This is a genomic window from Vibrio sp. CJQ_6 (assembly GCF_043106745.1).
GTDB lineage: Bacteria > Pseudomonadota > Gammaproteobacteria > Enterobacterales > Vibrionaceae > Vibrio > Vibrio furnissii.
In genome coordinates, this window is the sequence record NZ_JBICMV010000035.1 from 19,392 (window position 1) to 44,870 (window position 25,479).

Below are 25,479 nucleotides of genomic sequence, written 5' to 3' on the forward strand. Positions count from 1 at the left end.
TTCTTTTTTATCGGACGTCGAATAACGCTTGCGATTACAGCGACAAAATCACACCAGCAATCGACGCACTCATCAGGTTGGCCAAAACGCCAGCAGCAATGGCACGAAAACCGTATTTTGAGATAAAGCTGCGGCGCTCAGGCACCAAGCTGCCCAGACCACCAATCAGAATCGCCATGCTGGAAATGTTGGCAAAGCCACACAAGGCAAAAGTGACGATCGCTTGCGAGTGAGCGCTCAATTGCGATTGCACGTCCATCAGTTGGATGAAGGCCACAAACTCGTTGACCACGATCTTATTGCCAATCAGTGACCCTGCGGTAATGGCTTCGTTCCATGGAATACCAATCAGCCACGCCAGTGGGGCGAACAGGTAACCTAAAATCAGTTGGAAGCTCAGTTCGATGCCAAACAGGCCACCGACCCAACCCAGCATACCGTTGAGCAGCGCAATCACACTGACAAACGCCAGCAGCGTTCCGCCTACGGCAACCGCGATACGAACCCCCGACATCGCGCCATCAGCCACCGCTTCCACCACGTTAGTCGCTTTTGGCAGATCCAGCTCGTTGGTATCCACGTGCACATCAACAGTGCCTTGCTCTGGTACCAGCAACTTGGCCATCAATAAACCCGCAGGCGCAGACATAAACGCCGCCGCGATCAGGTAGCTCAAATCCACACCCAGTGAGGCATAGCCCACCAACGTACCGCCCGCAACCGATGCCAAACCACAGGTCATCACTGCGAAGAATTGTGAATCACTCATCTGCTTCAGGTACGGTTTAACCACCAGCGGCGCTTCGACCATGCCCACAAAGATGTTAGCAGTTGCAGACAACGACTCCGCACGGCCAGTGCCCAGCAGCTTTTGAATGCCACCGCCGATCAGGTTGATCACTTTCGGCATCAAGCCAATGTGGTACAAGCCCGAGATCAGGGCGGAGAAGAACACGATGATACCCAGCACGTTCACGGCGAACACAAAACCGACGCTGCCGGTCGCAAGGCCACCAAAAATAAACGCAATGCCTTCCTGGCCGTAGTTGATCAGATTCGACACACTTTCCGTCACGGTATGCAGTACTTCTTTGCCCGCTGGCACGTACAGCACCAACAGCGCAAAAATCACTTGCAGCGCAAATGCCCCCGCAACCGTACGCAGATTAATATTTTTTCTATCTGTAGAAAGTAGCCAAGCAATCACCAAGATTGCCACAACACCAATAAGAGAAGACATAACGCCATCCAAATAAAAGGGAAACCGGAAAGGCGTGGGATTGTATAGCAGGAAAACGTGTGCGCAACTCGAGTTTGTTAATTGCGTGTGTTCAGAAAAGAGGAGAAATGAGCGTGAAGATTAACTCATTGATTTTACGTTTATTAAACGTTTGCTTTTGCCTTGTTTTTCCATATAGAAAAAATGTTTTGAGACCGAGAAATAATCGCTCACAACATCGGCAAGCGAACATACGGTTCCAGTTTCGTATCCCAATAACACGGTTCGCCAATTTTCTGCTTGAGGAATTCAATCACCGCTGAGGTTTTCTTCGGAAGATGCTGCCGACTTGGATACACCGCATAAAATGGCATGTTTTGACTCGCTTGCCAGTCCGGCAACAGTTGAATCAGTTTACCCGTGCGAAATTCATCGCGGATGAGGTAAGTCGCCAAATACGCAATCCCCCACCCAGACACCGCCGCATCGCGCACCGCTTCAGCCAAATCGACCGAATAGTTGCCGGAAACTTTGATGCTCAACTGCTGCTCACGGTTACGAAATGCCCAGCGTGTGTAGTCTCGATCCCAACTGCGATAGATCAAGCAATTGTGATCCAACAGATCGTTGGGTAATTGCGGCGTCGAATGATGCAGTAGGTAATCTGGCGACGCCGCCACGACAAATTTGCACTCCGCAAGCCGCTGAGCAATATAACCTTCCGGCAGGTGTTCATTGCTGGTGATCCACAAATCGAGCCCTTCGCTCAACATGTCAATCTTGTAGTCGAACAGGTGCACTTCAACCTGCAAATTCGGATACTGCTGACGCAGCTCTTCCAGTGCAGGCAGCACATGCAACGAGCCAAATGATTGAGACAAGCCCAGTCGCAGCAGCCCCGAAACTTCTTCGCGCTGGTTCACCAGTTCGTTGTCCGCATCGCTCACCAGCGCTACCAACTGCTCACAATGGCGGTAGAAAGACTCCCCCGCTTCGGTGACGGTAAAACTGCGCGTGGTACGCTGCACCAGTTTAATCCCCACCGACGCTTCCAGTTGCGCCAGTTGCTTACTGACGTGCGACACCGACACGCCCAAATTGCGCGCCGCTGCCGTAAAGCTCTGATGTTTGATTAACGCGGCGAACATCACCATCTGACTGGCTCGGTCGGCTAACACGGCAACTCCTGTTGTGGCTTGCAACATCGAACAGCGCGATGTTGGGGATGGGCTGAAAGCGAGACGCATTCAGTCATAAGTAATCAGTCATAACTAATCAGCGATAAGCAATCGGTAATCAGCAATCGGTAATCAGCAATAAGGGCTCTTGCGAGCCCTTTGAGGTTAAAATTTGATGCGGTCCGCTAAATGGCTCACCGCGAGCGCAAAGTAATACGAGCGGTTCCACTTCATCAGAACATTGTAGTTGTTGTACACCAGATAAATACGACCACTTTCATCATCCGGCATGATCAGCCACGCTTTCACGTCTTCATCGAGTTTCGGCAGCGGCTGACCGTCATAACGTGTGATGCCCAGTTTGCTCCACTCTTGCAAGTACTTGCCTTTTTCAGCCTGACGGCCTTCCAGTGCGTGATCAAACCCTTTGGGAATCTTCACTTGGCGCCCCCACGTGTACTTATCATCCCAGCCGGATTGGCTGAGGTAGTTCGCGGTTGACGCAAAAACGTCTTCTTTGCTGCCCCAGATGTCTTTCTTGCCATCGCCATCACCATCGGCGGCGAACGCCAAAAACGAGCTCGGCATGAATTGACATTGCCCCATCGCGCCAGCCCATGAGCCTTTCATGTCCTCGGCATTGATGTGGCCTTGTTGCAGGATCTGCAAAGCGGCCATGGTTTCTTTGCGGAAGAACTCTTCACGGCGACCTTCATACGCCATGGTCGACAAGGCATCAATCACCTTGTAACGCCCCATGTGCGCACCAAAGTTACTTTCTACCCCCCACAGCGCGACAATAAAGCGCGGCTGCACGCCGTACGCCTTGCCAATGCGTTGCAGTTCATCGTAATGCTTTTCGTACAGTGCTTGCGCTTGGTTCACTTTCCACGCAGGCACAGCACGTGGAATATATTCATCCAAGGTCAGCTTTTTCTCTGGCTGATTGCGGTCAGCCACCACCGCACGAGGTTTAAATTGCACATCGTGAAACGCGTCACTCAATATTTGCTCAGAAATGCCTTCCTGACGCGCTTGCTGTTTGAGGCCTTCGACGTATTGTTCGAAGCTTAAATCGTTCGCCAATACCGGTGCGGAAAGTGTGAGTCCCAGAATCACTGACAATAATTTTTTCAAGATGCCCTCCCCGAGTCATCCTTGCTCAGGATTTGCGCTGAGCCTTTTCTTCTTTGTATTTTTCTAACAAATTCTCTGGTGGTGGTGGCAGTTGCAAGAAGAAGCCTTGCTCTTGCAGCGACGCTTTCACTTTATCCACATTCACCTGAGCGAGCTGACGTTTTTCGAGGTTCACCAGCATCACGAACACAGGTTTACCGAACATCTGCATCAGAGTGTCAGGGACCTGTGAAAAATCGTCGCGTTTCGGGATGTAGAGATAGGTACCGTCTTTCTTAGAACTTTTGTAGATAGAACAAAGCATGAGAAGCCTTTTGTTGTCTTGAACCCGCGTCGCGGCTGAATTTGTCTATAAATGATCAACTTTTGATAAAATTGAGTCTAAATCACTCATTTGACCGCAAGATGACTTGCTGCGTCTAGGCGCTGAATATAACATGACTTCCCTAGTCTCGGGCAACGCTCTTTCCTATGTAGCCAAGAGTTTATTGAGGTCAACGTTACGATGTCTAATACACCTGACCTAAAAGGTAGTAGCTTTACTTTGTCAGTTTTGCACCTTTCTGACAACCAAATCGCCAACACGGTCGAATTTCTGAAACAGAAAGTGGCGCAAGCCCCGGCGTTCTTCGCCAACGCACCGGTGGTGATCAATATTTCGAAAGTGGATGGCGACATCGACTTTCTCGCCCTCAAACATGGCATTAGCGACGCGGGTTTGATCCCGGTCGGTGTCACGGGCTGCAAAGATAAACGCTGTCAGTCGTTGGCGTCGGAAGCCGGTTTTGCCGTGATGACCGCCAGCAACAACCCAGCGAAAGCGCCGGCAAAAATGGCGCCGACCACCATCGTCCGTACGCCCATTCGCTCCGGACAACAGGTGTACGCCAAAGATGGCGATTTAGTGATCCTCAATCACGTGAGCCCTGGTGCTGAAGTGATTGCCGATGGCTCGATTCATATTCATGGCACACTGCGCGGCCGAGCAATTGCCGGCGCCAGTGGTCAAAAAGAAGCAAGAATTATCTGTCATGATTTACAAGCTGAGCTGGTGTCCATCGCGGGTAACTACTGGCTGAGTGAACAGATTGAAAGTGAGTTCTGGCAGAAGAAAGTGATGCTCAGCATGACTGAAGAGTCACTCCATTTTGAACTACTCACCATTTAAAATTCGAAAGGAAATTATTAAATGACACGCATCATTGTCGTTACGTCAGGAAAAGGCGGCGTCGGTAAAACGACCTCCAGCGCAGCCATTGCGTCAGGCTTAGCACTCAAGGGCAAGAAAACTGCGGTGATCGATTTCGATATCGGTCTGCGTAACTTGGATCTCATCATGGGCTGTGAACGCCGCGTGGTGTATGACTTCGTCAACGTTATCAACGGTGAAGCCACCTTAAACCAAGCGCTGATCAAAGATAAACGCAACGAAAACCTGTTCATTCTTCCCGCCTCTCAGACCCGCGACAAAGACGCGCTGACCAAAGATGGCGTGCAGCGTGTGCTCAATGAACTCAAAGCGATGGACTTTGAATTCATCATCTGCGATTCACCCGCAGGCATCGAGCAAGGTGCACTGATGGCGCTGTACTACGCCGATGAAGCGATTGTGACCACCAACCCTGAAGTCTCGTCTGTGCGTGACTCTGACCGCATTCTGGGCATTCTGGATTCGAAATCATTGCGTGCGGAACAAGGGTTAGAGCCCGTCAAACAGCACCTGCTGCTGACACGTTACAGCCCAGCGCGTGTGACACAAGGTGACATGCTGAGCGTGGAAGACGTCGAAGAGATTCTGCACGTGCCGCTGCTGGGTGTGATTCCAGAAAGCCAAGCAGTGCTGAATGCGTCGAACAAAGGCGTACCGGTGATCTTTGACGACCAATCCGATGCAGGCCAAGCATACGACGACACGGTCGAGCGTTTGCTGGGTCAAACTGTTGAGTTTCGTTTCCTGACCGAAGTGAAGAAAGGCATCTTTAAACGACTTTTTGGGGGCTAAAGCACAATGTCATTACTTGAATTTTTCCGACCACAAAAGAAAACTTCAGCCAGTCTTGCCAAAGAGCGTTTGCAAATCATTGTTGCTGAACGTCGCAGCCAGAACGATCCAGCGCCGACGTATCTGCCTCAGTTGAAAGAAGACATTCTGAAAGTGATCGCCAAATATGTCGCGATTGATCCGAGCATGGTTGAGCTCTCCTTTGAACACAAAGATGACGACATCTCTGTGCTGGAGCTGAACGTCAAGCTACCGGATGACGAAAAGTAAAAAAAGAGCCGACTGAGTCGGCTCTTTTTCATTGTGAGACGGCGTCATTTCGTTAACAGCCGTAGTGCTCAGCAATATATGACTCAAACTGCGCGCACATCTGTTCGTCGGACACCACGTTGCTCGCCAGCTCTTGCGCGCCATCCACGACGCGAATTGTCGCATTGAGTGACGCGACAGGGGCCTGTTGGCGCGCAGACAACCCTTCAATTTTCTTGAGCTGATTTTGCCACGCTTGCTCGGCAGATTGGTTACACATGTCGGCCAGATACTTGGCGTTAAAGCCTTCCCCAGTAAGACGAATGATCGTCTCGTTGTGCGACACTTGGTTACCATCATGCCAATAGTGCTGCGCCAATAGCGGCCCGATATGCGGGTTGTCGGTCAAGTAACCGAACTGCTCCAAGAAATACGCGCGAGTCTGGTAAACCGCCATATGCGCCAACAAGTAACCGTGATACGCACACGCCGATTCGTCCGACAACAAGTGGGGAATCGCCAGCAGCGGACGCGGACTGCACGCTAAACCAATAATGCGTTGCTCCGTCTCGCGCATCAGCGCCGTAATGCGCGCTGGCGTCAGCGCCTCATCCGGCAATTGATACAGCGCGCGTTCAAAGTACGGCACCAGCAAAATGCTACGCTCTTCGTACGCCTTAAATGGCTGACGGCTGTAAACCATGGCTTGAATGACCTCATCCGGCACCACATCGCCTTTGGCATTGAAGGCGTAGGTTTTCAGCCAATCCGCATCGGTGAGCAAGCTGTCGCAGAACATCGACTGCGTTTCCGCATACGCCATTGACGTCGGCGCAAACTCCTGCGAAAAACACGGTGCATTCAGTTTCACGTTGGCAAAGTGCGCCGCGTGGCCCCCTTCGTGAAACAGCGTATTGATGCCGTCATAGCCGCTGCCGACTTGGTCCGGTTTGGCGTTGCTGGTGAAGTTGACTTTCGCCGCCACCCATTGACCTTGGTCGTAAAACGACGGGATCGGGCCGTGGCAGAAACCATTCGGATATTTGCCTTTGCGATCAAGCAGATCCAAGGTGAGCTCTGCGCCAGAATAGTCGATATTCAAGCGGCCAAACGACTCGACCCAACGGCGTAGCGAACGAGAAAATGGCACATACGGGTCCAAATCGCGCATCACATCGCCCGCAAACGAGAAGATGAAATTGTATCCGGTCAGCGCGCTTTCGCCTTTTTCTGCTGCCAATGCGCTCAAGCTGCGCTGATGACTGTCGCGAGTGCGCACTTCAAAGTCATCCAAAATGGCAAACAGCGCATCGCTGGTCATTTTCTCTTTCTTCGCCACTGAATAGTCAAAGAATGTGTGGTAGCCCAGCGTCCGCGCAAATTCGTTGCGCATTTTCACCAATTCGATAAAGCCGTTTTGCAGCAGCCATTGCTCGAGTTCAAGCAGCGCTTGATGCGCGCTTTGACGCACCGCTTCCACATCACTGGTGCGGATGGTCGCCGCCAGCGTCACCAGCGAAGCTTCGACCGGTTCACCTTGCTCATTGGTGTAATACAACGGGTGCTTCTGTTTTTTCTCAAACAGATCCGCTTCAAACTGAATCAGCTTGGCTTTCAGTTGCTGCGCGGCTTCCGATTCCAGCGCATGCGACTCAAACATCGCCAGCCAACCTTCCAATCCGGCCAGAGTGCTGCGCTTTTCCTGCGCGTCCGGAATGGCCTGCGCGGCATCGATTTGGTCACGAATAGCCTGAATCTGTTCACCGGCACTGAGAAATTGTGTCCACGCCGTCTGTGCCTGAGTCGAGCCGTCATGGTCATCGCTGATGCCCATGTACGTGTCCCAGAAAAAGTCTTCTTTCACGCGATGGAGATGAAGATAACGATGGTTCAAATCGTTGAGATATTGCGTCGCTGTCATGGGATTCCTTATGTGACGTTGTCCATACCCGTCACGAGTATGGCATGCCTTGTTTGCGGCCAAAAATATTCAACCCGAGTCCGATTCAACACGGATGTAAACTCACATGTACTGTGATGTTTCGGCGGGAAAAAAGACAAAACCGGCCCAAGGCCGGTTTCGCAATTACACTAATTTTTCGAGCTTTTCACCGAGCAGAGGCAAACGCCAGTTTTGCATCACATCGGGTAGTTTTTCCGGGTCTTTGTCTTTATTCCACACCCAGCTCAGCAGTTGGTTCAGCTGCTTTTTCGAAGCCAAAAACTCGGTCGCCAAACCTGACGATTGCGAGACATTCTTCACTTCGTCTTTGAGCTTTTTGAACAGCTGTTTGTACCCTGGGTAATCCATCAGTGGCACAATTTTTTCGGGGTAGTGTTCAGCCGGAGTTTGCAGCGCGGCTTTGACGATGTTGATCATCTTGGTGCTGTGGCGGCGAATCGCATGTGGGTCGATGCCTTCTTCTTCCATGCGTTTCGGGCTGCGTAGCGCCAAACGGGCAATGGTCAGCAGATCGTTTTCACGAATCACAAAGTTGAGGGCCAAATCGCGGTTCATGGCTTCTTGATAACGCCACGTCGCCAGCGGTTTGAGGATCGCAAGCTCTTTCGGTTTCAGTTGCCACGCACCTTTGATGTCGAGATAAACCATCTCCGGATCGGTGGTGCGCGTGCGTTTCTCGACTTGCAGCTCCGATTCCTGCTGCGCCGCCTCCCACCAGCCCGCTTGCGTGACTTTTTCCAGCAGTTGCTCATACATGGGCATCAGATAGAACACGTCAGCGGCAGCGTATTCAAGCTGCTTTTGCGATAGTGGACGCGCTAACCAATCGGTGCGCGACTCGCTCTTGTCCAGCTCTACATTGAGCAGATCGTGCGCCAATGCCGCAAAGCCAGTCGACAGGCCGTAGCCCAGAAATGCCGCCATGATCTGGGTGTCAACCATTGGAAATGGCACACAACCAAAACTGGTTTTGAACACTTCAATGTCTTCCCCACACGCGTGCAACACTTTCAGCACCGAGGTGTCTTGCAGCAGCTCGACAAACGGCGTCATCTCGTCCATGGCGAGCGGGTCAATCAGGGACAGGTTTTCACCATCAAACAACTGGATCAAGCCAAGCTGCGGGTAAAACGTTCGGGTGCGGACAAATTCAGTGTCCAGCATAACTACGTCTGCGTCTCGCGCTAGGCTACACACACGTTCTAAATCGTTGAGTTGATCAATTATCTGATAATTCACAAAAGGCTCGCTTTGTATCTCCCTGATGGGCATTAACAGCCCGGGGGAATAAAAAATGCCGACGGTTAAGGTCGGCATTGTAGCATCATTTTTTAGGGAAGTGCGTTACGCGCTTTTCTTCTGCTCAGCCAAAGCCGCATCATTCTCTTCGCGCAGCACGCGACGCAGAATTTTACCGACGTTGGTTTTTGGCAGATCTTCGCGGAACTCAATCAGTTTCGGTACTTTGTAACCGGTCAGATGTTTACGACAATGCGTGATCACTTCTTCTTTCGTCAGGCTCGGGTCGCGTTTCACGATGTAGATTTTCACCACTTCGCCCGACACTTCATGCGACTGACCAATCGCGGCCACTTCCAGCACTTTGCCGTGCAGCGCCACCACGTCTTCAATCTCATTCGGGTACACGTTAAAGCCCGACACCAGAATCATGTCTTTCTTACGGTCGACGATGTAGATCATACCGTCTTCGTCAAAGCGCACGATGTCCCCTGTCGACAACCAACCGTCTTCGTTGATCACTTCTTTCGTCGCTTCCGGACGTTGCCAGTAGCCTTGCATCACCTGCGGACCGCGCACTTGCAATTCGCCCGTTTGGTCGAAATTCAGCACATGGCCTTCATCATCGACGATACGCACTTCAGTCGATGGTACTGGCAAACCAATCGCGCCAGAGTAGTCGGCCAAATCGTATGGGTTACCCGTCACCAGCGGCGAACATTCGGTCAAACCGTAGCCTTCGAGCAAATGGATACCAGTGATCTTTTTCCATTTCTCCGCGACTGCGCGCTGCACCGCCATACCACCGCCCACGGACAATGTCATTTTGGAGAAGTCCAGTTCGTGGAAATCTTCGTTGTTCACCAGCGCGTTAAACAACGTATTCACCCCCGTGATGGCGGTAAACTGATGTTTTTGCAGCTCTTTGATAAAGCCTGGAATATCGCGCGGGTTGGTAATCAACAGGTTGCTGCCGCCCATTTCGATAAACAGCAAGCAGTTCACGGTCAGTGCAAACACGTGATACAGCGGTAACGCAGTCACCACCAATTCGCGGCCTTCACGCAAAACTGCGCCGTACGCCCCTTTGGCTTGCAGTACGTTCGAAACCATATTGCGGTGCGTGAGGATGGCCCCTTTCGCGACACCTGTCGTTCCGCCGGTGTATTGCAGGAAGGCGATGTCTTCACCCGACATAAACGGTTTCACGTATTGCAGGCGGCGGCCTTTGTGTAGCGCTTTACGCATGGAAATCGCGCCCGGCAGGTCATATTTCGGCACCATGCCTTTGACGTATTTCACCACGAAATCCACCAGCGTGCCTTTCGCACGTGGCAACATTTGGCCCAAACTGGTGAGCACCACGTGCTTCACTTGAGTATTGGCCACAATCTGTTCCAAGGTGTTGGCGAAGTTGGACACAATCACGATGGCACGCACGTCGGCATCATTAAGCTGATGCTCCAATTCGCGAGGCGTGTAGAGCGGGTTCACGTTGACCGCGATCATGCCCGCACGCAGGATACCAAACAGCGCCACAGGGTATTGCAGCAGGTTTGGCATCATCAGTGCGACGCGATCGCCTTTTTTCAGTTTCAGTTCATTCTGCAGGTAAGCCGCAAACGCTCGGCTCCGCTCCTCCAGTTTACGAAACGTCATCACCGAGCCCATATTGATGAAGGCCGGTTGGTCGGCAAATTTGTGTACAGACTGTTCGAACATTTCAACCAATGACAGGTATTGGTCAGGATTAATAGTTTCCGGTACATCGCTTGGATAACGTGAGAGCCAAGGTTTATCCACGGTAATACTCCTCGTAATTGGCTGGCGTATTTTTTATCGTTATGAGTATGAACGCTATTACAGCACAGCCGACGTGCTTGAGCACGAAAGACTCAAACACTTGTTTAAATTTTGTTAACTAAGCCAAAAATTAGTTCTGCGACGCATGAAGGTTGTTCTAGGTGGCAGTGATGGCCACCCGGAATGGTAAACATCTCTAGACGATCGTTCGGCGAAATGCGGCGATCGTGCTGCAAATGTTGAAAACCTTGATCCCCCAAGATAATCCGCTGCGGGCAACGTATTTCTGCCAACACGGCTTGGGCGTGTTCCCACGACATGCGATATAACGAGTCACTCTTGAGTTTGCTGTCGTGTCGCCAGCGCCATTGATCCCCCACCAACGCGATGCCGCGCTCGACGATGGGAGCAAGCAGTTCGGCCGCAATTTGATTGGCCGCGACACGGCGCTCAAGCGCTTGTTCCAAGCTGGCGTAACCCCGTTCGGGTTTGCGTCGAATGCGTTGACGACTCATCACGCCGTGACGTAATCGTTGAACGCTGAGGGCTGGAGATTCCGCGAGTGGGCCGAAGCCTTCGATCTGAACTAATCCTGCGACTTGGTCAGGAAAGGCGGCACTATAGCAACTTGCGATCAAAGCACCAAGAGAGTGGCCGACTAACACCCGTCTGTTTGACGAAAAGTTAACCAAAAGCTGGTAAATATCGTCAATATAGTCATGAAATGGGTAAAAACTGTGGCCAGATTTGTGGTCGGAGTGACCATGACCTGGTAAATCGATTGCGCACAGATGCCAATCGGGATTCAGGCGATGAAGCTCGCGCATCACCGTTTGAAAACTCGCGGCATTATCAAGCCAACCATGGACAAAAATTAATGACGTCTCGGCGGTTTCGGCGCTGCCCATCTCCAAGGCGGCGAGACGGCCTTCCGCGATACGATAACTACGAGCTTGAAGCATTAGTTGACTTCTTGGATCACTCGGCCATTGCGAGGGTAATCATCAAAATGGCGACAATAGAAATTACGGCATGGGAAAAGATAAGGGCCAGTGTCATCAATGACGACGCGTTCCGTCACGCGCCACAAATAATGGCCGTGCGCATTCATCACCGGAAATAACTGTTCGAAATCGCCCACTTTGCCCCGTTCAGGCTCGCCGGTGATGCCCACCAGCGTGATCAGACGTCCTTCACCGTAAGTGACCGGATCGAGAAAGCCCTTCACATAAGCGACAAAGCGGCCTTGAGGCTCACTGCTTAAGCTGGGACGACCTGCGTTATCGACGGGTAAATTCACCACTTCCACACGGGTTTGATGGGCCAGATTAGTCACCTTAGCGATCACCCCGCCCAAACGTACTTCATGGTGTTGCGCTGGGTCGAGTTGAGTCCAGGCGGCATAGTCGGTCACCACGGCGTCACTGGTGGCGGTTAATTCCTCAGGCAGGGACGCACAGGCCGACAGCAGTAAGGCTGTGAGCGCGACAAAAACCAGTTGGATTGGAGAAGTGTTCATCGTTACGTCCCATTCGATCAGATATAAATATCGACCCCAAGCATCTGAGCAAGTTCCTCTTTTCGCGCTCGGTTCATCACGTCCATGTACTCTTCGAGTGCTTTGCGTGACCGGCCTTCCGGCAGGTCGTACTGCAATTGCGCTCGATTGATGTCCGCCGGATCGACGTGACGAATCGAATTGGAAACAGCGGTCGCGACTTTGGTGGTTTGCGCCACCTCACTCGATCCCTTGCTTACCTCATTTTTCTTCTTCGCTTTGGAAGCCCGATGGGTATTGGGGATCCGCGAAGGAGGCAGTCCGTTAATTGAAACCATGCTGTTCCTGCTCATTGAAGGCAGACCTTAACGCCTGCCTTTGCCTAAGATCGCCGGGATTATTCGCGGCCCGGCAGTTTTTTCCATGCCACGGTGTCACGCAAATACACCGGGCTGGCATTTTCCGCCGCCAAAGTCTCGCCATTGGCCAACGCTTGCGCCGCAAGGACAACCATATCCTGCGCTTGCGGATACAACACGCCGCTGTCTTGACGCGTCAAAGGCAGCGCTGCCAGCGCATCGCTGTATGCATCCCAGCCAGTCCCTGCCGTGCCCCACGGGGTGCTGTCGGCATCGATTTTTTCACATAGCGCATCTGGCGCAATCACACACTCGTCATCAATGGTCAACCAAGTGCCATCCGCCTGACGCTCGAATCGGCCCCAGTACACTTCGCTCATGCGTGCATCAATTGCGGTTGCGACGCGCGTCATGCCGTGTTCACGGTAGGCGCCTTGCGCCATTGCCGCCAATGTCGAGACACCAATCATGGGTAAATCGGCACCAAACGCTAAACCTTGTGCAATTCCGATGCCAATGCGCACACCGGTGAAGCTGCCCGGTCCGCGACCAAAGGCCAACGCATCCAATTCTTGCAGCGTAACACCCGCTTCTTTCAACACCTCATCCACCATCGGCAGAATTTTCTTGGTGTGGTCGCGTGGCGCCACTTCACTGCGGCTGTATAGTGTGTCGCCCACCATTAAAGCAACCGAACAGACTTCTGTTGCGGTATCTAAGGCAAGAATTTTTGCGCTCATGAATATCTCTAATTTATTGCAGTTTCTGATAAATGTTGCAGAAAGTCTTTCACCACCGTCAGATCCCGCGTGCGCGGAATCGGCGGTAGACTGGCGAGGAAAATGCCGCCATAGTCACGTGTCACCAAGCGGTTATCGCAGATGATCAACGCCCCTTTGTCTTTCTGATCTCGAATAAGTCGTCCCACACCCTGTTTCAAGGTGATCACCGCTTCAGGCAGTTGCACCTGAGCAAACGGATCGCCACCTCGCAACTTACAGTCTTCGATGCGTGCTTTAAGCAGCGGATCGTCGGGGGCAGTAAACGGAAGTTTGTCGATGATAACACAGCTTAACGTATCGCCTCTAACATCGATGCCTTCCCAGAAGGCGCCCGTGGCCACCAGCAGCGCGTTGCCCAGCTCCATAAACTCAGCCAAGGTCTTCTGTTTGCTGGTTTCCCCTTGCATCAGCACTGGCAGCGTCAATTGCTCGCGAAAGCGTTCGCCAAGCTCACGCATCATGCTGTGCGAGGTGCAGAGAAAAAAACAGCGCCCTTGGTTTTGTTCAATCACCGGCGCCAGCATACGCACCAGTTTGTCCGCCAACCCCGGGCTATTGGGCTCTGGAAGATACCGCGGCACACACAATTTGGCCTGCTGCTCATAATCGAACGGGCTCGGCAGAGAAAACTGCGCGACGGGCTTGAGCCCCAAGCGATGGGTAAAGTGACCAAAGTCATCATTCACCGCCAACGTGGCCGAGGTGAAGATCCACGCCCCCTGCTTCATTTCCATCTGTTCATGGAATTTATCCGCCACGGTGAGCGGCGTGATGTGCAAGCTGAAATGTCGCGGCGTGGTGTCATACCAGTAGGAATAACCGGTGATCGACACATCGCACACGCGCTCGATGCGCCCTTTAATAAGATTGGCTCGTTCAAACGCAGTGTCGAGCAGTTGGCTGCGCCCCAGCGCCAGCTTGAGCACCTCGATGGCAAAATTGAGGCTATCCAGCACGCGTTCAATCTCGCGTGAAATCGAGGGCGATTGCAGCGCTTCGCGCCAGTTTCCGCGATACCCCGGCTCCCCCAGCACAATACGCAGATCCATGGCCGACTGCACCAGTTTGTCGCCGACTTTCTGCAATTGGCGCATGTCTTTGGCTTCGGTGCGGTAACCAATCTCGATGTCTTTCGCCAGTTCTTGGATCTGGCGGCTGGACACCGACTGGCCAAAATATTGGCTGGCAATATCCGGCAACTGGTGCGCTTCATCGAAAATGAACACATCCGCTTCCGGAATTAACTCGCCAAAACCGGTTTCTTTGATGGCTAAATCGGCCAAAAACAGGTGATGGTTGACCACCACGACGTCAGCATCCATCGCTTTGCGGCGCGCTTTCGAGACGAAACAATCCTGATAACTCGGACACTCTTTGCCCAAGCAGTTGTCGTTGGTTGAGGTAATGGTCGGAATGACCAAGCTGTCTTCGGGCAAGTCATCGCATTCACCCAAATCGCCGGTTTTGGTTTCCGACGCCCAACTGCGCACTTTGACCAATTGCGTCAACAGCGTCGGGTCCGCTTCGTTGGTATGGCTTTCCACCATTTGGCGACTGAGGCGATCCAAGCACAAGTAGTTGGCTCGCCCTTTGAGTAGGGCCACGTTGCCATGAAACCCCAGCGCACCAACCATCAAGGGTAAATCGCGATGAAATAGCTGCTCTTGCAGGTTCTTGGAACCCGTACTGATGATCACTTTTTTACCGCTCAACAGCGCAGGCACCAGATAGGCAAAGGTTTTACCCGTTCCGGTTCCGGCTTCCACCACCAGTTGAGAGCTTTGCTTGATGGCGTTGGCGACGGCTTCGGCCATGTCAATTTGTGCCTGACGAGCTTGAAAGCCCGGTATGGCTTTACCAAGCGCACCTTGCTGAGAGAACGTTTTTGCGATCATCGAAAGAGCTGACGAAGAATAGAATGACGCGATTATGGCAGGTTTCTGCACAAGGCGCGAATCGGATTACGCACGCGCCGATATGCAGGAATACATCGAAGAAAAACCAATCTAGTGAACGAAGCCAAGATAACGTCACCCGGTTAATGAAGCCAGATTCACGAAGCTAGGTTCATGAAGAGCTAGGTTCACAAAGCTAGGTTCACAAAGACAAGTTAACGCCGGTTCAGATAACGCGCCATCCACGGCGGGGCATCGTAGCCGGTGCCCATCTCTGACATCACGCGTGCCGCTTCCGCGGGCGAGGCCTTGTTGTCCCATAACGTATCGAGCAACGCTTGATTGATGGGTTGGTCGCCCATCAGTTCAGAAACGCGTTCAACATACAACTTACGCGCAAGCAGTTCTTTATCCATAAACACCACCTTGAAAGCACACAAAAAGCCGGGGGTTAAACCACCGTCAACCCGCAGCACCCCTGATAGTTGTTGAAACCGATGTGAGAATAGATTAATTATAGACGCTATATTTTGGGCTGCCCGACCGTTCTGAGTCGCCCATCTTGTTATGCATCCCAGCGCACTGGACAAATAAACGCCGACAACTTGGGGTTACTGCGCTCAGCGCACCAACCCAAGTGCACGAGAAGTAGCGTGTCCGGTTGACGAGGGATTTCAGAATAAAAGAAATGCACGGAAGTTGTATTAATGGAAAAGAAAACGCTCCTCACGCATTGTACAGATGCCCCAGGTTTGATCGCAAAAATCACCAATATTTGTTACAAGCACCAACTCAACATCATTCACAACAGCGAGTATGTGGATAACACCAGCGGCCATTTTTTCATGCGCACTGAGCTGGAAGGTTACTTCAACGATGAAACGCTGCTGGCCGATTTAGACCAAGCGCTGCCGCAAGGTGCGAAGCGTAAACTTATCGACTCTAGCCGCAAACGTATCGTGATTCTGGTGACCAAAGAAGCACATTGCCTAGGCGACATTCTGATGAAGAACTTTGACGGCAGTCTAGATGTGGACATCGCCGCGGTCGCGGGGAACTACGACACCCTGCAAGGGCTGACGGAGAAGTTTGATATTCCGTATCACTGCGTGTCTCACGAAGGGCTCAACCGCCAAGAGCATGAGCAAAACATGCTGGAAGTGATTGACCAGTACCAACCGGATTACGTGGTGCTGGCGAAGTACATGCGCGTGTTAACGCCGGGCTTTGTGGAAAAATACCACCACAAAATCATCAACATTCACCACAGCTTCCTGCCGGCATTTATTGGGGCGAAACCATACCAACAAGCGTATGAACGCGGCGTGAAGATCATCGGCGCGACAGCCCACTTCGTGACCAACGATCTCGATGAAGGGCCGATCATCAAACAAGATGTGATTCCCGTCGATCACACGTTCAGTGCACAAGACATGGCGCAAGCAGGCCGCGATGTAGAAAAGAGCGTACTGAGCAAAGCGCTGGGCAAAGTGCTCAACGACCATGTGATTGTCTACGGCAACAAGACCGTCATCCTGTAACTACAAGGTTGAGGTGTAAAAAAGGCGCTCAAGGCGCCTTTTTGTCATGCTCAGTCGTGCTCTATGCTCGTCAGCTTACAGTTTGATGGCTAACGTCACCCCTTGGCGAATCGCACGCACCGCATCCAACTCACCGGCATGCTCGGCCCCCCCAATCACATGCAGTTTATCGCCCAGTTGCGCCCATTGGTCTTCAAATGGACGAACCGACTCTTGACCGGCACAGATCACCACGGTATCGACTTCCAATAAGCGTTGCTGCTCATCAATGGTTATGTGCAACCCGTGCGGGTCAATCTTGTCATAACGCACGCCACCGACTAAATGCACGCCGCGTTTTTCCAACGTCCGTTTGTGAATCCAACCGGTGGTTTTGCCCGGGCCACGACCCACGCGACCTTTGCGGCGTTGCAGCAGCCACACTTCTTTGTCGCTGACCGAATCCGGATGAGGATACAAACCGCCGGGGTGCGCAATGTCGGTATCAATGCCCCATTCATGCAACCAGTCGTCTAGATGGTGCCCTTGAGGTTCGGTGATCATGGTCGCCACATCCACGCCAATGCCACCAGCACCAACGATAGCGACTTTTTCGCCAACCGGTGTTTTTTCGCGAATCAGCGTTTGATAATCGACCACTTTCTCGGGGTTATCCACGCCCTCAATATTCACTTTGCGCGGCGCCACGCCAGACGCCATCACGACCTCGTCGTACCCCGCCAGCATGTCATACGTCACTTCGGTGTCGAGGTGCAAACGCACACCCGTTTCATCCAAACGGTTGGCGAAATAGCGAATGGTTTCACGAAATTCTTCCTTGCCCGGGATCTGCATCGCCAAGCGGAATTGGCCGCCAATGCGGTCATTGCGCTCAAACAAATCAACCTCATGCCCCCGCTCTGCAAGCGTCGTTGCACTGGCAAGACCGGCAGGGCCGGCGCCAATCACCGCAACTTTCTTCTTCACGCTCGCCGGTTGCACCACAATTTCAGTTTCATAACAGGCACGCGGGTTGACCATGCAGCTTGCCCGTTTACCACGGAAAATGTTGTCGAGACACGCTTGGTTACAGCCAATACACGTGTTGATCAGCGCCGATTTGCCCTGCTCCGCTTTCGCAACAAATTCTGGGTCTGCCAAGAACGGACGCGCCATCGACACCAGATCCGCCTGCCCGCTGGCGACAATTTTCTCTGCTTCTTCCGGCGTATTGATGCGGTTACACGTCACGACGGGCACGTTCAGGTGCGGTTTGATTTTCTCCGTCACCCACGTGAATGCGGCGCGCGGCACTTGCGTCGCGATGGTCGGAATGCGCGCTTCATGCCAGCCAATGCCCGTGTTGATGATGGTGACGCCAGCCGCTTCCAGCGCTTTCGCCAGCATCAGTACTTCTTCAAACGTACTGCCTTCTTCGACCAAATCGAGCATCGACAAGCGGAAGATAATGATGAATTCTTTGCCGACGGCTTCGCGAATCGCGCGCACCACTTCGAGGGGGAATCGAATGCGGTTTTCGTAGCTACCGCCCCAGTCGTCGTAGCGCATGTTGGTGCGCTTACAGATAAATTGGTTGAGCAAATACCCTTCCGAGCCCATCACTTCGACCCCATCGTAGCCCGCCAATTGGGCCAGTTCCGCGCTGTTGGCAAACGCGTCGATGGTTTTACGAATCTGACGTGGGCTCATTTCACTTGGTGCAAACTTGGCGATCGGCGCTTTGATGGACGACGCACTTTGAGAAAATGGGTGCATGGCGTAACGCCCTGCATGCAGCAATTGCAGCGCAATTTTACCGCCGTGACGATGAACCGCTTCCGTCACCACCTTATGCGCTTTGGCATGTTTGGTTTTACTAAATTCGGCACTGAATGGGTGCAGACGCCCACGCAAATTGGGCGAGAAACCACCGGTCACGATAAGCCCAACGCCACCTTTGGCGCGCTCTTCGTAAAAGGCAGCGAGTTTGTGGAGTCCTTCCTTGTGTTCTTCAAGACCGGTATGCATCGATCCCATCAAGACGCGGTTGCGCAGTTGAGTGAATCCTAAGTCTAAAGGCTTTAGCAGATGTGGGTACATGGCGACATCACTTTTATCGTTATCCTTATTGGTCTGACCAGAATATTCTCAGCCCAACGAAAAATCAAACAAGCGTTTACATTTTTGTAACACCGATCAATCTTGCAGTTGTTTGGGTATAATGAATAACGTAGGATGTAACTCATTCATATCTCTCGGGAACTTATCCGAGCTATCCTCAACAAGTCACTCACTTGTTGCATTGGAGACACAATGAAACAACTATTCCGATTTATTGGGCTGATTTTTAAAGGTATTTGGAAGGTCATTACTTTTATTCGTCTTGCCCTCACCAACCTGATATTCCTGCTCAGCATCGCCATCATTTACTTCATCTATATTCATGCTGAGTCGCCTACCCCCACCGTCGATAAAGCCTCGGCATTGGTGCTGAATTTATCTGGTCCGATTGTCGAACAACGAACCTACGTGAACCCCATGGACTCGTTTGCCAGCTCGGTCCTGGGGCAGGATTTACCTAAAGAAAACGTCTTGTTTGATATCGTCGATACGCTGCGTTATGCCAAAGATGATCAGCAAGTGACGGGGTTGGTGTTGGCGCTGCGCGATCTGCCTGAAACCAATTTGACCAAACTGCGTTATATCGCCAAAGCGATCAACGAGTTTAAAGCGTCCGGGAAACCGGTCTATGCGGTGGGTGATTTCTACAATCAAAGTCAGTATTACCTTGCCAGCTACGCCGACAAAATTTTTCTTTCGCCTGATGGTGCGGTGATGCTACGCGGCTACAGTGCCTACAATCTGTATTACAAAACGCTGTTGGAAAAACTTGACGTCAACACGCACGTGTTCCGTGTCGGCACTTACAAATCAGCCATTGAGCCGTTCATCCGTGACGACATGTCCGATGCCGCGCGCGAATCCGCGTCTCGCTGGTTGACCCAACTGTGGGGAGCGTATGTGGATGACGTGGCAACCAACCGTCAGATCGATGCGAAAACGCTCACACCGAGTATGGATGAATTTTTGGCACTGCTGAAACAGTCATCAGGCAACCTGGCGGATTTGTCACTCAAAGCCGGTTTAGTCGATGAACTCGCCACACGACAACAAGTGCGTGCCGAGCTGACCGACGTGTTTGGCAGTGACGGCGACGACAGCTACAACGCCATGAGCTATTACGATTACCGCGCGACCGTGTCACCAATCTTTGACATGGCCGCAGACGACATCGCGGTGGTGGTTGCCAGCGGCGCCATCATGGACGGAGTTCAACCTCGAGGTACCGTAGGCGGCGATACATTGGCGTCCTTGCTGCGTCAGGCGCGAAACGATGACAAAGTGAAAGCCGTCGTGCTGCGTGTCGACAGCCCAGGGGGCAGCGCGTTTGCCTCTGAAGTGATTCGTAATGAAATCGAGGCGATCAAAGCGGCCGGTAAACCGGTGGTGATTTCTATGTCGAGCTTAGCCGCCTCTGGCGGGTACTGGATCTCGATGAGCGGCGATCAAATCGTTGCGCAGCCCACCACGCTGACTGGCTCCATTGGCATCTTCAGCGTCATTACCACGTTTGAAAAAGGGTTGAATAAACTGGGGATCTACACCGACGGCGTGGGCACGTCACCGTTCTCCGGCGTGGGGGTCACCACCGGCCTGAGCGATGGCATCAAAGATGCGCTGCAAATGGGCATTGAACACGGCTACCACCGCTTCATTTCTCTGGTGGCGGAACACCGTCACATGTCAGAACAAGAGGTCGATAAAGTGGCGCAAGGCCGTGTGTGGACCGCGCAAGATGCGCAAAAATTGGGGTTGGTCGATAAGCTCGGCGACTTCGATGATGCCGTCGCACTGGCAGCCAGCCTCGCGAAACTGGACACATACAACCTGTATTGGGTAGAGGAACCCTTGAGCCCAGCGCAGCAATTCTTGCAAGATCTGTTTGGTCAGGTGCGCGTGGGACTTGGACTTGATGTCTCCAGCTTGATGCCAGACGCACTTAAACCGGCGACAAAGCAGCTGGTTTCTGATGCCAACCTGTTGAGCAGCTTCAACGATCCGAAAGGGTATTACGCGTTTTGTCTCACCTGTCAGGTGGAATAACAGCGGCAAGCCTTATCACCACTGCTCTTACCAGCAGGTTCCTAAGCGGCGCTTTGTTAGAAGCGCCTCTTTTTATTGCAGTGGTTTTCGCTATAATCCGCGTTCTGTTCCCCTACAATAAGTGATTTATCCCATGACAAGAAAGCATATCTATATCGCCTACACCGGCGGCACCATCGGTATGAAAAAATCCGATCATGGTTATGTACCTGTCGAAGGCTTTATGGAAAAGCAGTTGGCCAGTATGCCGGAATTCCACCGTGCAGAAATGCCACAGTTCACCATTCACGAATACGAGCCGCTGATCGACTCGTCAGACATGACGCCTGAAGATTGGCAGAAGATTGCCGATGACATTCGCGATAATTACGACAAATACGATGGCTTTGTGATCCTGCATGGTACTGACACCATGGCCTACACCGCCTCGGCGTTGTCTTTCATGCTGGAAAATCTCGGCAAACCTGTGATTGTGACCGGTTCACAAATTCCACTGGCTGAACTGCGTTCAGACGGTCAGGCGAACCTGTTAAACGCCCTGCACATTGCGGCCAATTACCCGATCAACGAAGTGACTTTGTTCTTCAACAATCAGTTGATGCGCGGCAACCGCAGTACCAAATCACATGCGGACGGCTTTAACGCGTTCACCTCCCCCAACCTGCCTCCTCTGCTGGAAGCGGGCATCAACATTCAAGTGAGTGGCAACGTCAAGCTTGGTGTACAACCGGAAGGCGAATTCCGCGTTCAAAACATCACACCGCAGCCAATCGGGGTGATCACCATGTACCCGGGCATTTCACACGAAGTAATTCGTAACACCTTATTGCAGCCCGTCAACGCTATGATTTTGCTGACCTTCGGTGTCGGCAATGCACCGCAAAACCCAGAACTGTTGGCCCAATTGCATGATGCCTCTGAACGTGGCGTGATCGTGATGAACCTGACGCAATGTTTGGCCGGTAAAGTGAACATGGGTGGCTACGCCACAGGCTGCGCGCTGGCGGATGCTGGCGTGATCAGTGGTTACGACATGACGCCGGAAGCGGCGCTAGCAAAATTGCACTATTTACTGAGCCAGAATTTGTCTTACGAAGAAGTGAAAGTGCGCATGCAGCAAGTACTGCGTGGCGAAATGAGCCTGTAACGCATTCTGTAGACACACAAAACCCCGCCGATGCGGGGTTTTTTATGCCATGTGAGACCAGGATAAACCGACCACTTACTCTTGGTTCGGATTCACTCGCATGATGTCGTCTTGCCCTGCCTGAAAACGCTTTTTCAGCTCCGCTTTCGACTTAAACACCACATCGCCCCCAACGCCCACCGTCATGTGGTCAGCGTTCAGATTGTGCTTGGATTGATACAACATCACAGCTTGCATACAGTAATCTCGCTGCTCCTGAGAAAGTAGTGTACCCTCAGGCCACTTACCCGTTTCTACCGCGAACACCAAACGATCATACGCTTCCGGTGTAATAGCATCGATTAATTGATTTGCATCCATGATTGTTTCCTAATAAACGCTTATAAAAACAGTTCGCGTCACCTTAACTGGCTGGCATTTCGAGTCAAGACCAGCTAAATAAATAAGTGTATCGGATCACAAGCTAACATGATGAACAGCGTAAAAACTTTACTAATTTTGTCTCTGCCACTGCTGCTCAGTGGCTGTTTTGAGAATCGCAAGAATACGGAGAAGCTGTGCGCAGACAATCCAAATTTGCGCTGTGAGCAGCTCAATATGGACGACGGCCAATGCCGTATTCCACGCACCGATCTGATCTGGCACCGCTATGCGGTACTCAAAAATCCGACGGTCGATAACAAGATTCAAGAATACACCTTGGTGAGTGCCTACCGAAAATGCCTTGAATTGGCTTCGCAAATTCAACCGATTGATCAAACGGCGCTCAAACAAAAACGCTTTGATGCGCTGATCAACTCAGGCAAAGAACAAGAACGATTGGTGAAAGAGCTGCATCAGATGCGCACGCCGCAATCGCTCTATTTCCTGTGGAGCCAAACCGGCGATAACCAAGCACGACGTGAATTTTTGCAGATGGAAGGGACACCAGAACTGGACACCGCCGAGATGCAATTCGCACTCGCCACCTTTTATACCTCGCGCAACCGTGAAAAAACCATTCAGTTGCTGAACCGTGCGTTAGAGCTGAGTGACGCTCAATCGGTCAATATCGAGATTTTCAAATCGCTGGCGAGTACGTATCAAGTCCTCAACGACAAAGAACATGCCTATGTATGGGCCATGGTCGGCAAAGCGTTTGGCGTGCCCTTAGCCACACCTGCCGAACTGGAACGCCTTTACGGCTTCAGCCAAGAAAAGTTCGCTCGTTTACAATCCTTGGCCGATGACGTCACCAAAGCGATCAAATCAGGGCAGTATTCCCGCCGTTTAGTGCCTACCGTTATCGAATGATGTAAAGATTAAACAATAAGCGATGAAAATTTCAGCGCTTATTGTTATTTTTGTTGAAAATTAACGACACTGAATTGACACAATAGCGTTCCCCGGTTGTCACAGGACCATCGGGAAAAACGTGCCCTAAGTGGCAATCACACGCCGCGCAGCGAATCTCCGTACGCACCATTCCGTGACTGCGATCATCTAAATAGCGAATCGCCTCTGGGCTCACAGGGGCATCAAAACTTGGCCAACCACAGCCCGAATCATACTTGTTTTCTGAACGGAAAAGGGGCGCTTCACAGCAAGTGCAGTAGTAAATCCCGTCCGCTTTGTTGTGCAGCAGTTTGCCACTGAATGGTGCCTCTGTACCTTGCTCGCGACACACACGAAATGCTTCATCACTGAGTCGCCCACGCCAGTATTCATCAGGCTTCGTTACTTTATCTACTTTCTGAACCACGGTACTTCATTTCCTTTTTTACAGCGTATTGATGCGCTTTTTTTGTATAAAAACTTGCGCGTTTTGCGCTTTGTAGCACATACTTTCTCACCATGATGCGGTGGACTTTCGCTTTCTAATTTACCTAAGATAACTCGGGTATTTTACGTCAATTGGTAGAGATAATAAGCAGGCTCGAGTTTAAAAACTAACCGTTTGCAACTGAATGTTAAAAAAAGCGACGCTTTTTTTTGACTTTAAACAAGTTAAGTCCGATTATCTGTTGCAGACTTTTACTGGAATCTGTAATTTTACTACCAGTTATCTTTAATCAGAAATTAAGTTGTGGAGCAACTATAATGACTATCAAAGTAGGTATTAACGGTTTTGGCCGTATCGGTCGTTTCGTATTCCGTGCAGCGCAAGAGCGCAATGACATCGAAGTTGTAGGTATCAACGACCTGATCGACGTAGATTACATGGCATACATGCTGAAATACGACTCAACTCACGGCCGTTTCAACGGTACTGTTGAAGTTGAAGGCGGTAACCTGATCGTTAACGGCAAAACTGTACGTGTAACTGCAGAACGCAACCCAGCGGACCTGAAATGGAACGAAATCGGTGTTGACGTTGTAGCAGAAGCAACTGGTCTATTCCTGACTGACGAAACTGCTCGTAAACACATCGAAGCTGGCGCGAAAAAAGTTGTTCTGACTGGTCCTTCAAAAGACAAAACTCCAATGTTCGTAATGGGTGTTAACCACACTACTTACGCAGGTCAAGACATCGTTTCTAACGCTTCTTGTACTACTAACTGTCTGGCTCCTATCGCTAAAGTTCTTAACGACAACTTCGGCATCGAGTCTGGTCTGATGACTACAGTTCACGCAACTACTGCAACTCAAAAAACTGTTGACGGTCCTTCTGCGAAAGACTGGCGCGGTGGTCGTGGTGCTTCTCAAAACATCATCCCATCTTCAACTGGTGCAGCTAAAGCAGTAGGCGTTGTTCTTCCAGAACTAAACGGCAAACTGACTGGTATGGCTTTCCGCGTACCAACTGCAAACGTATCTGTAGTTGACCTAACTGTTAACCTAGAAAAAGCAGCATCTTACGATGACATCAAAGCAGCAATGAAAGCAGCTTCTGAAGGCGAACTTGCTGGCGTACTAGGCTACACTGAAGATGCAGTAGTATCTACTGACTTCAACGGCGACACTCGCACTTCAATCTTTGATGCTGCAGCAGGTATCGCACTGACTGACAAATTCGTTAAAGTTGTATCTTGGTACGACAACGAAATCGGTTACTCAAACAAAGTTCTAGACCTGATCGCTCACATCTCTAAATAATGTAAGCATTCAGCGAAGCTTATCATTTAGATAAAGCGCAGAATGAAAAAGGCGGCTCTCGAGTCGCCTTTTTAGTATCTGAATTTTGATCGGCGGATTCGATACCGTCGATTGACCCAAGCGTTCCCCGCTTACCCACGGCGAATAGGTTGAGCCACTCGTCCACTGACTGGACGAAGCCTTGAAAGGCATGCCCGACAAGGTCTTGGAGACGGTAGCCACTCGGTATGCTGGTCCGGAGCGCATTAC

At 51.5% G+C, this 25,479-nt stretch carries 24 protein-coding genes; 8 read left to right on the forward strand and 16 right to left on the reverse strand.

The annotated features are described in order from the left end of the window. Window positions 1-34: 34 nt before the first annotated feature. The 4 genes from ACF8PK_RS18070 to ACF8PK_RS18085 all read right to left on the reverse strand — a co-directional run bounded on the left by ACF8PK_RS18070 (window position 35) and on the right by ACF8PK_RS18085 (window position 3,838). Window positions 35-1,240: a NupC/NupG family nucleoside CNT transporter gene (locus tag ACF8PK_RS18070; protein ID WP_014205438.1), complete on the reverse strand. Its 1,206-nt coding sequence runs from the start codon at window positions 1,238-1,240 to the stop codon at window positions 35-37. 209 nt (window positions 1,241-1,449) lie between these two features. Continuing rightward, window positions 1,450-2,397, reverse strand: coding sequence for a LysR family transcriptional regulator (locus ACF8PK_RS18075; RefSeq protein ID WP_014205439.1), 948 nt, complete (start codon window positions 2,395-2,397; stop codon window positions 1,450-1,452). A 165-nt stretch (window positions 2,398-2,562) separates the two neighbouring features. Next, on the reverse strand, window positions 2,563-3,534 hold the full coding sequence (locus tag ACF8PK_RS18080; RefSeq protein WP_238819527.1) for a lytic transglycosylase domain-containing protein: 972 nt from the start codon (window positions 3,532-3,534) through the stop codon (window positions 2,563-2,565). A gap of 25 nt (window positions 3,535-3,559) precedes the next feature. Then, window positions 3,560-3,838, reverse strand: coding sequence for a YcgL domain-containing protein (locus ACF8PK_RS18085; protein WP_004726577.1), 279 nt, complete (start codon window positions 3,836-3,838; stop codon window positions 3,560-3,562). 201 nt (window positions 3,839-4,039) lie between these two features. On the opposite strand from ACF8PK_RS18085, the gene minC reads away from it, so the two are divergent. From minC to minE, 3 genes are read left to right on the forward strand one after another with little or no spacing between them, the layout of a single operon-like run. Further along, the gene (minC, locus tag ACF8PK_RS18090) at window positions 4,040-4,702 is read left to right on the forward strand and encodes a septum site-determining protein MinC (RefSeq protein WP_038151349.1); all 663 of its coding nucleotides are present in this window, start codon (window positions 4,040-4,042) and stop codon (window positions 4,700-4,702) included. A gap of 21 nt (window positions 4,703-4,723) precedes the next feature. After that, a complete protein-coding gene (gene minD, locus ACF8PK_RS18095) occupies window positions 4,724-5,536 on the forward strand; it encodes a septum site-determining protein MinD (protein ID WP_004726579.1) in 813 nt (270 codons plus the stop codon). A 6-nt stretch (window positions 5,537-5,542) separates the two neighbouring features. Continuing rightward, complete coding sequence (gene minE, locus ACF8PK_RS18100; protein WP_004726580.1) at window positions 5,543-5,806, forward strand: cell division topological specificity factor MinE; 264 nt, start codon at window positions 5,543-5,545, stop codon at window positions 5,804-5,806. A 52-nt stretch (window positions 5,807-5,858) separates the two neighbouring features. On the opposite strand, the gene ACF8PK_RS18105 is transcribed toward minE, so the two are convergent. The 9 genes from ACF8PK_RS18105 to ACF8PK_RS18145 all read right to left on the reverse strand — a co-directional run bounded on the left by ACF8PK_RS18105 (window position 5,859) and on the right by ACF8PK_RS18145 (window position 15,740). After that, window positions 5,859-7,706, reverse strand: coding sequence for a M3 family metallopeptidase (locus ACF8PK_RS18105; RefSeq protein ID WP_392442882.1), 1,848 nt, complete (start codon window positions 7,704-7,706; stop codon window positions 5,859-5,861). A gap of 165 nt (window positions 7,707-7,871) precedes the next feature. Next, on the reverse strand, window positions 7,872-8,987 hold the full coding sequence (gene rnd, locus ACF8PK_RS18110; RefSeq protein ID WP_014205442.1) for a ribonuclease D: 1,116 nt from the start codon (window positions 8,985-8,987) through the stop codon (window positions 7,872-7,874). 105 nt (window positions 8,988-9,092) lie between these two features. Further along, entirely contained in the window at window positions 9,093-10,790 is a 1,698-nt protein-coding gene (gene fadD / locus ACF8PK_RS18115; RefSeq protein ID WP_004726584.1) for a long-chain-fatty-acid--CoA ligase FadD, read from the reverse strand. Window positions 10,791-10,894: 104 nt separating this feature from the next. Then, a complete protein-coding gene (locus tag ACF8PK_RS18120) occupies window positions 10,895-11,752 on the reverse strand; it encodes an alpha/beta fold hydrolase (RefSeq protein ID WP_055466288.1) in 858 nt (285 codons plus the stop codon). Further along, window positions 11,752-12,309 carry a Slp family lipoprotein gene (locus tag ACF8PK_RS18125; RefSeq protein WP_014205444.1) on the reverse strand — a complete coding sequence of 186 codons (558 nt, stop codon included), beginning with the start codon at window positions 12,307-12,309 and terminating at the stop codon, window positions 11,752-11,754. The genes ACF8PK_RS18120 and ACF8PK_RS18125 overlap by 1 nt, the downstream gene beginning before the upstream one ends. Window positions 12,310-12,326: 17 nt before the next feature. After that, window positions 12,327-12,626, reverse strand: a complete 300-nt coding sequence (locus tag ACF8PK_RS18130) for a hypothetical protein (protein ID WP_038151352.1) — start codon at window positions 12,624-12,626, stop codon at window positions 12,327-12,329. A gap of 59 nt (window positions 12,627-12,685) precedes the next feature. Then, window positions 12,686-13,387, reverse strand: coding sequence for a tRNA (adenosine(37)-N6)-threonylcarbamoyltransferase complex dimerization subunit type 1 TsaB (tsaB, locus tag ACF8PK_RS18135; RefSeq protein ID WP_014205445.1), 702 nt, complete (start codon window positions 13,385-13,387; stop codon window positions 12,686-12,688). 8 nt (window positions 13,388-13,395) lie between these two features. Beyond that, window positions 13,396-15,324 (reverse strand): ATP-dependent DNA helicase, encoded by a 1,929-nt coding sequence (locus ACF8PK_RS18140; RefSeq protein WP_014205446.1) that lies wholly within the window; start codon window positions 15,322-15,324, stop codon window positions 13,396-13,398. A 215-nt stretch (window positions 15,325-15,539) separates the two neighbouring features. Further along, entirely contained in the window at window positions 15,540-15,740 is a 201-nt protein-coding gene (locus ACF8PK_RS18145; RefSeq protein ID WP_158140963.1) for a hypothetical protein, read from the reverse strand. A 291-nt stretch (window positions 15,741-16,031) separates the two neighbouring features. On the opposite strand from ACF8PK_RS18145, the gene purU reads away from it, so the two are divergent. After that, window positions 16,032-16,865 (forward strand): formyltetrahydrofolate deformylase, encoded by an 834-nt coding sequence (gene purU / locus ACF8PK_RS18150; RefSeq protein WP_004726591.1) that lies wholly within the window; start codon window positions 16,032-16,034, stop codon window positions 16,863-16,865. 75 nt (window positions 16,866-16,940) lie between these two features. Here purU and ACF8PK_RS18155 read toward each other — a convergent pair whose 3' ends face one another. After that, on the reverse strand, window positions 16,941-18,944 hold the full coding sequence (locus ACF8PK_RS18155; protein WP_392442889.1) for an FAD-dependent oxidoreductase: 2,004 nt from the start codon (window positions 18,942-18,944) through the stop codon (window positions 16,941-16,943). 213 nt (window positions 18,945-19,157) lie between these two features. Here ACF8PK_RS18155 and sppA point away from each other — a divergent pair, with 213 nt between their 5' ends. Further along, a complete protein-coding gene (gene sppA / locus ACF8PK_RS18160; RefSeq protein ID WP_392442892.1) occupies window positions 19,158-21,008 on the forward strand; it encodes a signal peptide peptidase SppA in 1,851 nt (616 codons plus the stop codon). Between the two features lie 133 nt (window positions 21,009-21,141). After that, window positions 21,142-22,155: an asparaginase gene (ansA, locus tag ACF8PK_RS18165; RefSeq protein WP_004726595.1), complete on the forward strand. Its 1,014-nt coding sequence runs from the start codon at window positions 21,142-21,144 to the stop codon at window positions 22,153-22,155. Between the two features lie 75 nt (window positions 22,156-22,230). Here ansA and ACF8PK_RS18170 read toward each other — a convergent pair whose 3' ends face one another. Continuing rightward, the gene (locus tag ACF8PK_RS18170) at window positions 22,231-22,515 is read right to left on the reverse strand and encodes a YeaC family protein (protein WP_004726596.1); all 285 of its coding nucleotides are present in this window, start codon (window positions 22,513-22,515) and stop codon (window positions 22,231-22,233) included. Between the two features lie 111 nt (window positions 22,516-22,626). On the opposite strand from ACF8PK_RS18170, the gene ACF8PK_RS18175 reads away from it, so the two are divergent. Further along, on the forward strand, window positions 22,627-23,448 hold the full coding sequence (locus ACF8PK_RS18175; RefSeq protein ID WP_038151480.1) for a DUF2989 domain-containing protein: 822 nt from the start codon (window positions 22,627-22,629) through the stop codon (window positions 23,446-23,448). A 31-nt stretch (window positions 23,449-23,479) separates the two neighbouring features. Here the strand turns inward: ACF8PK_RS18175 and msrB are convergent, their stop codons facing one another. Further along, window positions 23,480-23,896, reverse strand: a complete 417-nt coding sequence (gene msrB, locus ACF8PK_RS18180; RefSeq protein WP_392442895.1) for a peptide-methionine (R)-S-oxide reductase MsrB — start codon at window positions 23,894-23,896, stop codon at window positions 23,480-23,482. A 338-nt stretch (window positions 23,897-24,234) separates the two neighbouring features. Here msrB and gap point away from each other — a divergent pair, with 338 nt between their 5' ends. Beyond that, on the forward strand, window positions 24,235-25,230 hold the full coding sequence (gene gap, locus ACF8PK_RS18185; protein WP_143679252.1) for a type I glyceraldehyde-3-phosphate dehydrogenase: 996 nt from the start codon (window positions 24,235-24,237) through the stop codon (window positions 25,228-25,230). Window positions 25,231-25,479 lie beyond the last annotated feature (249 nt).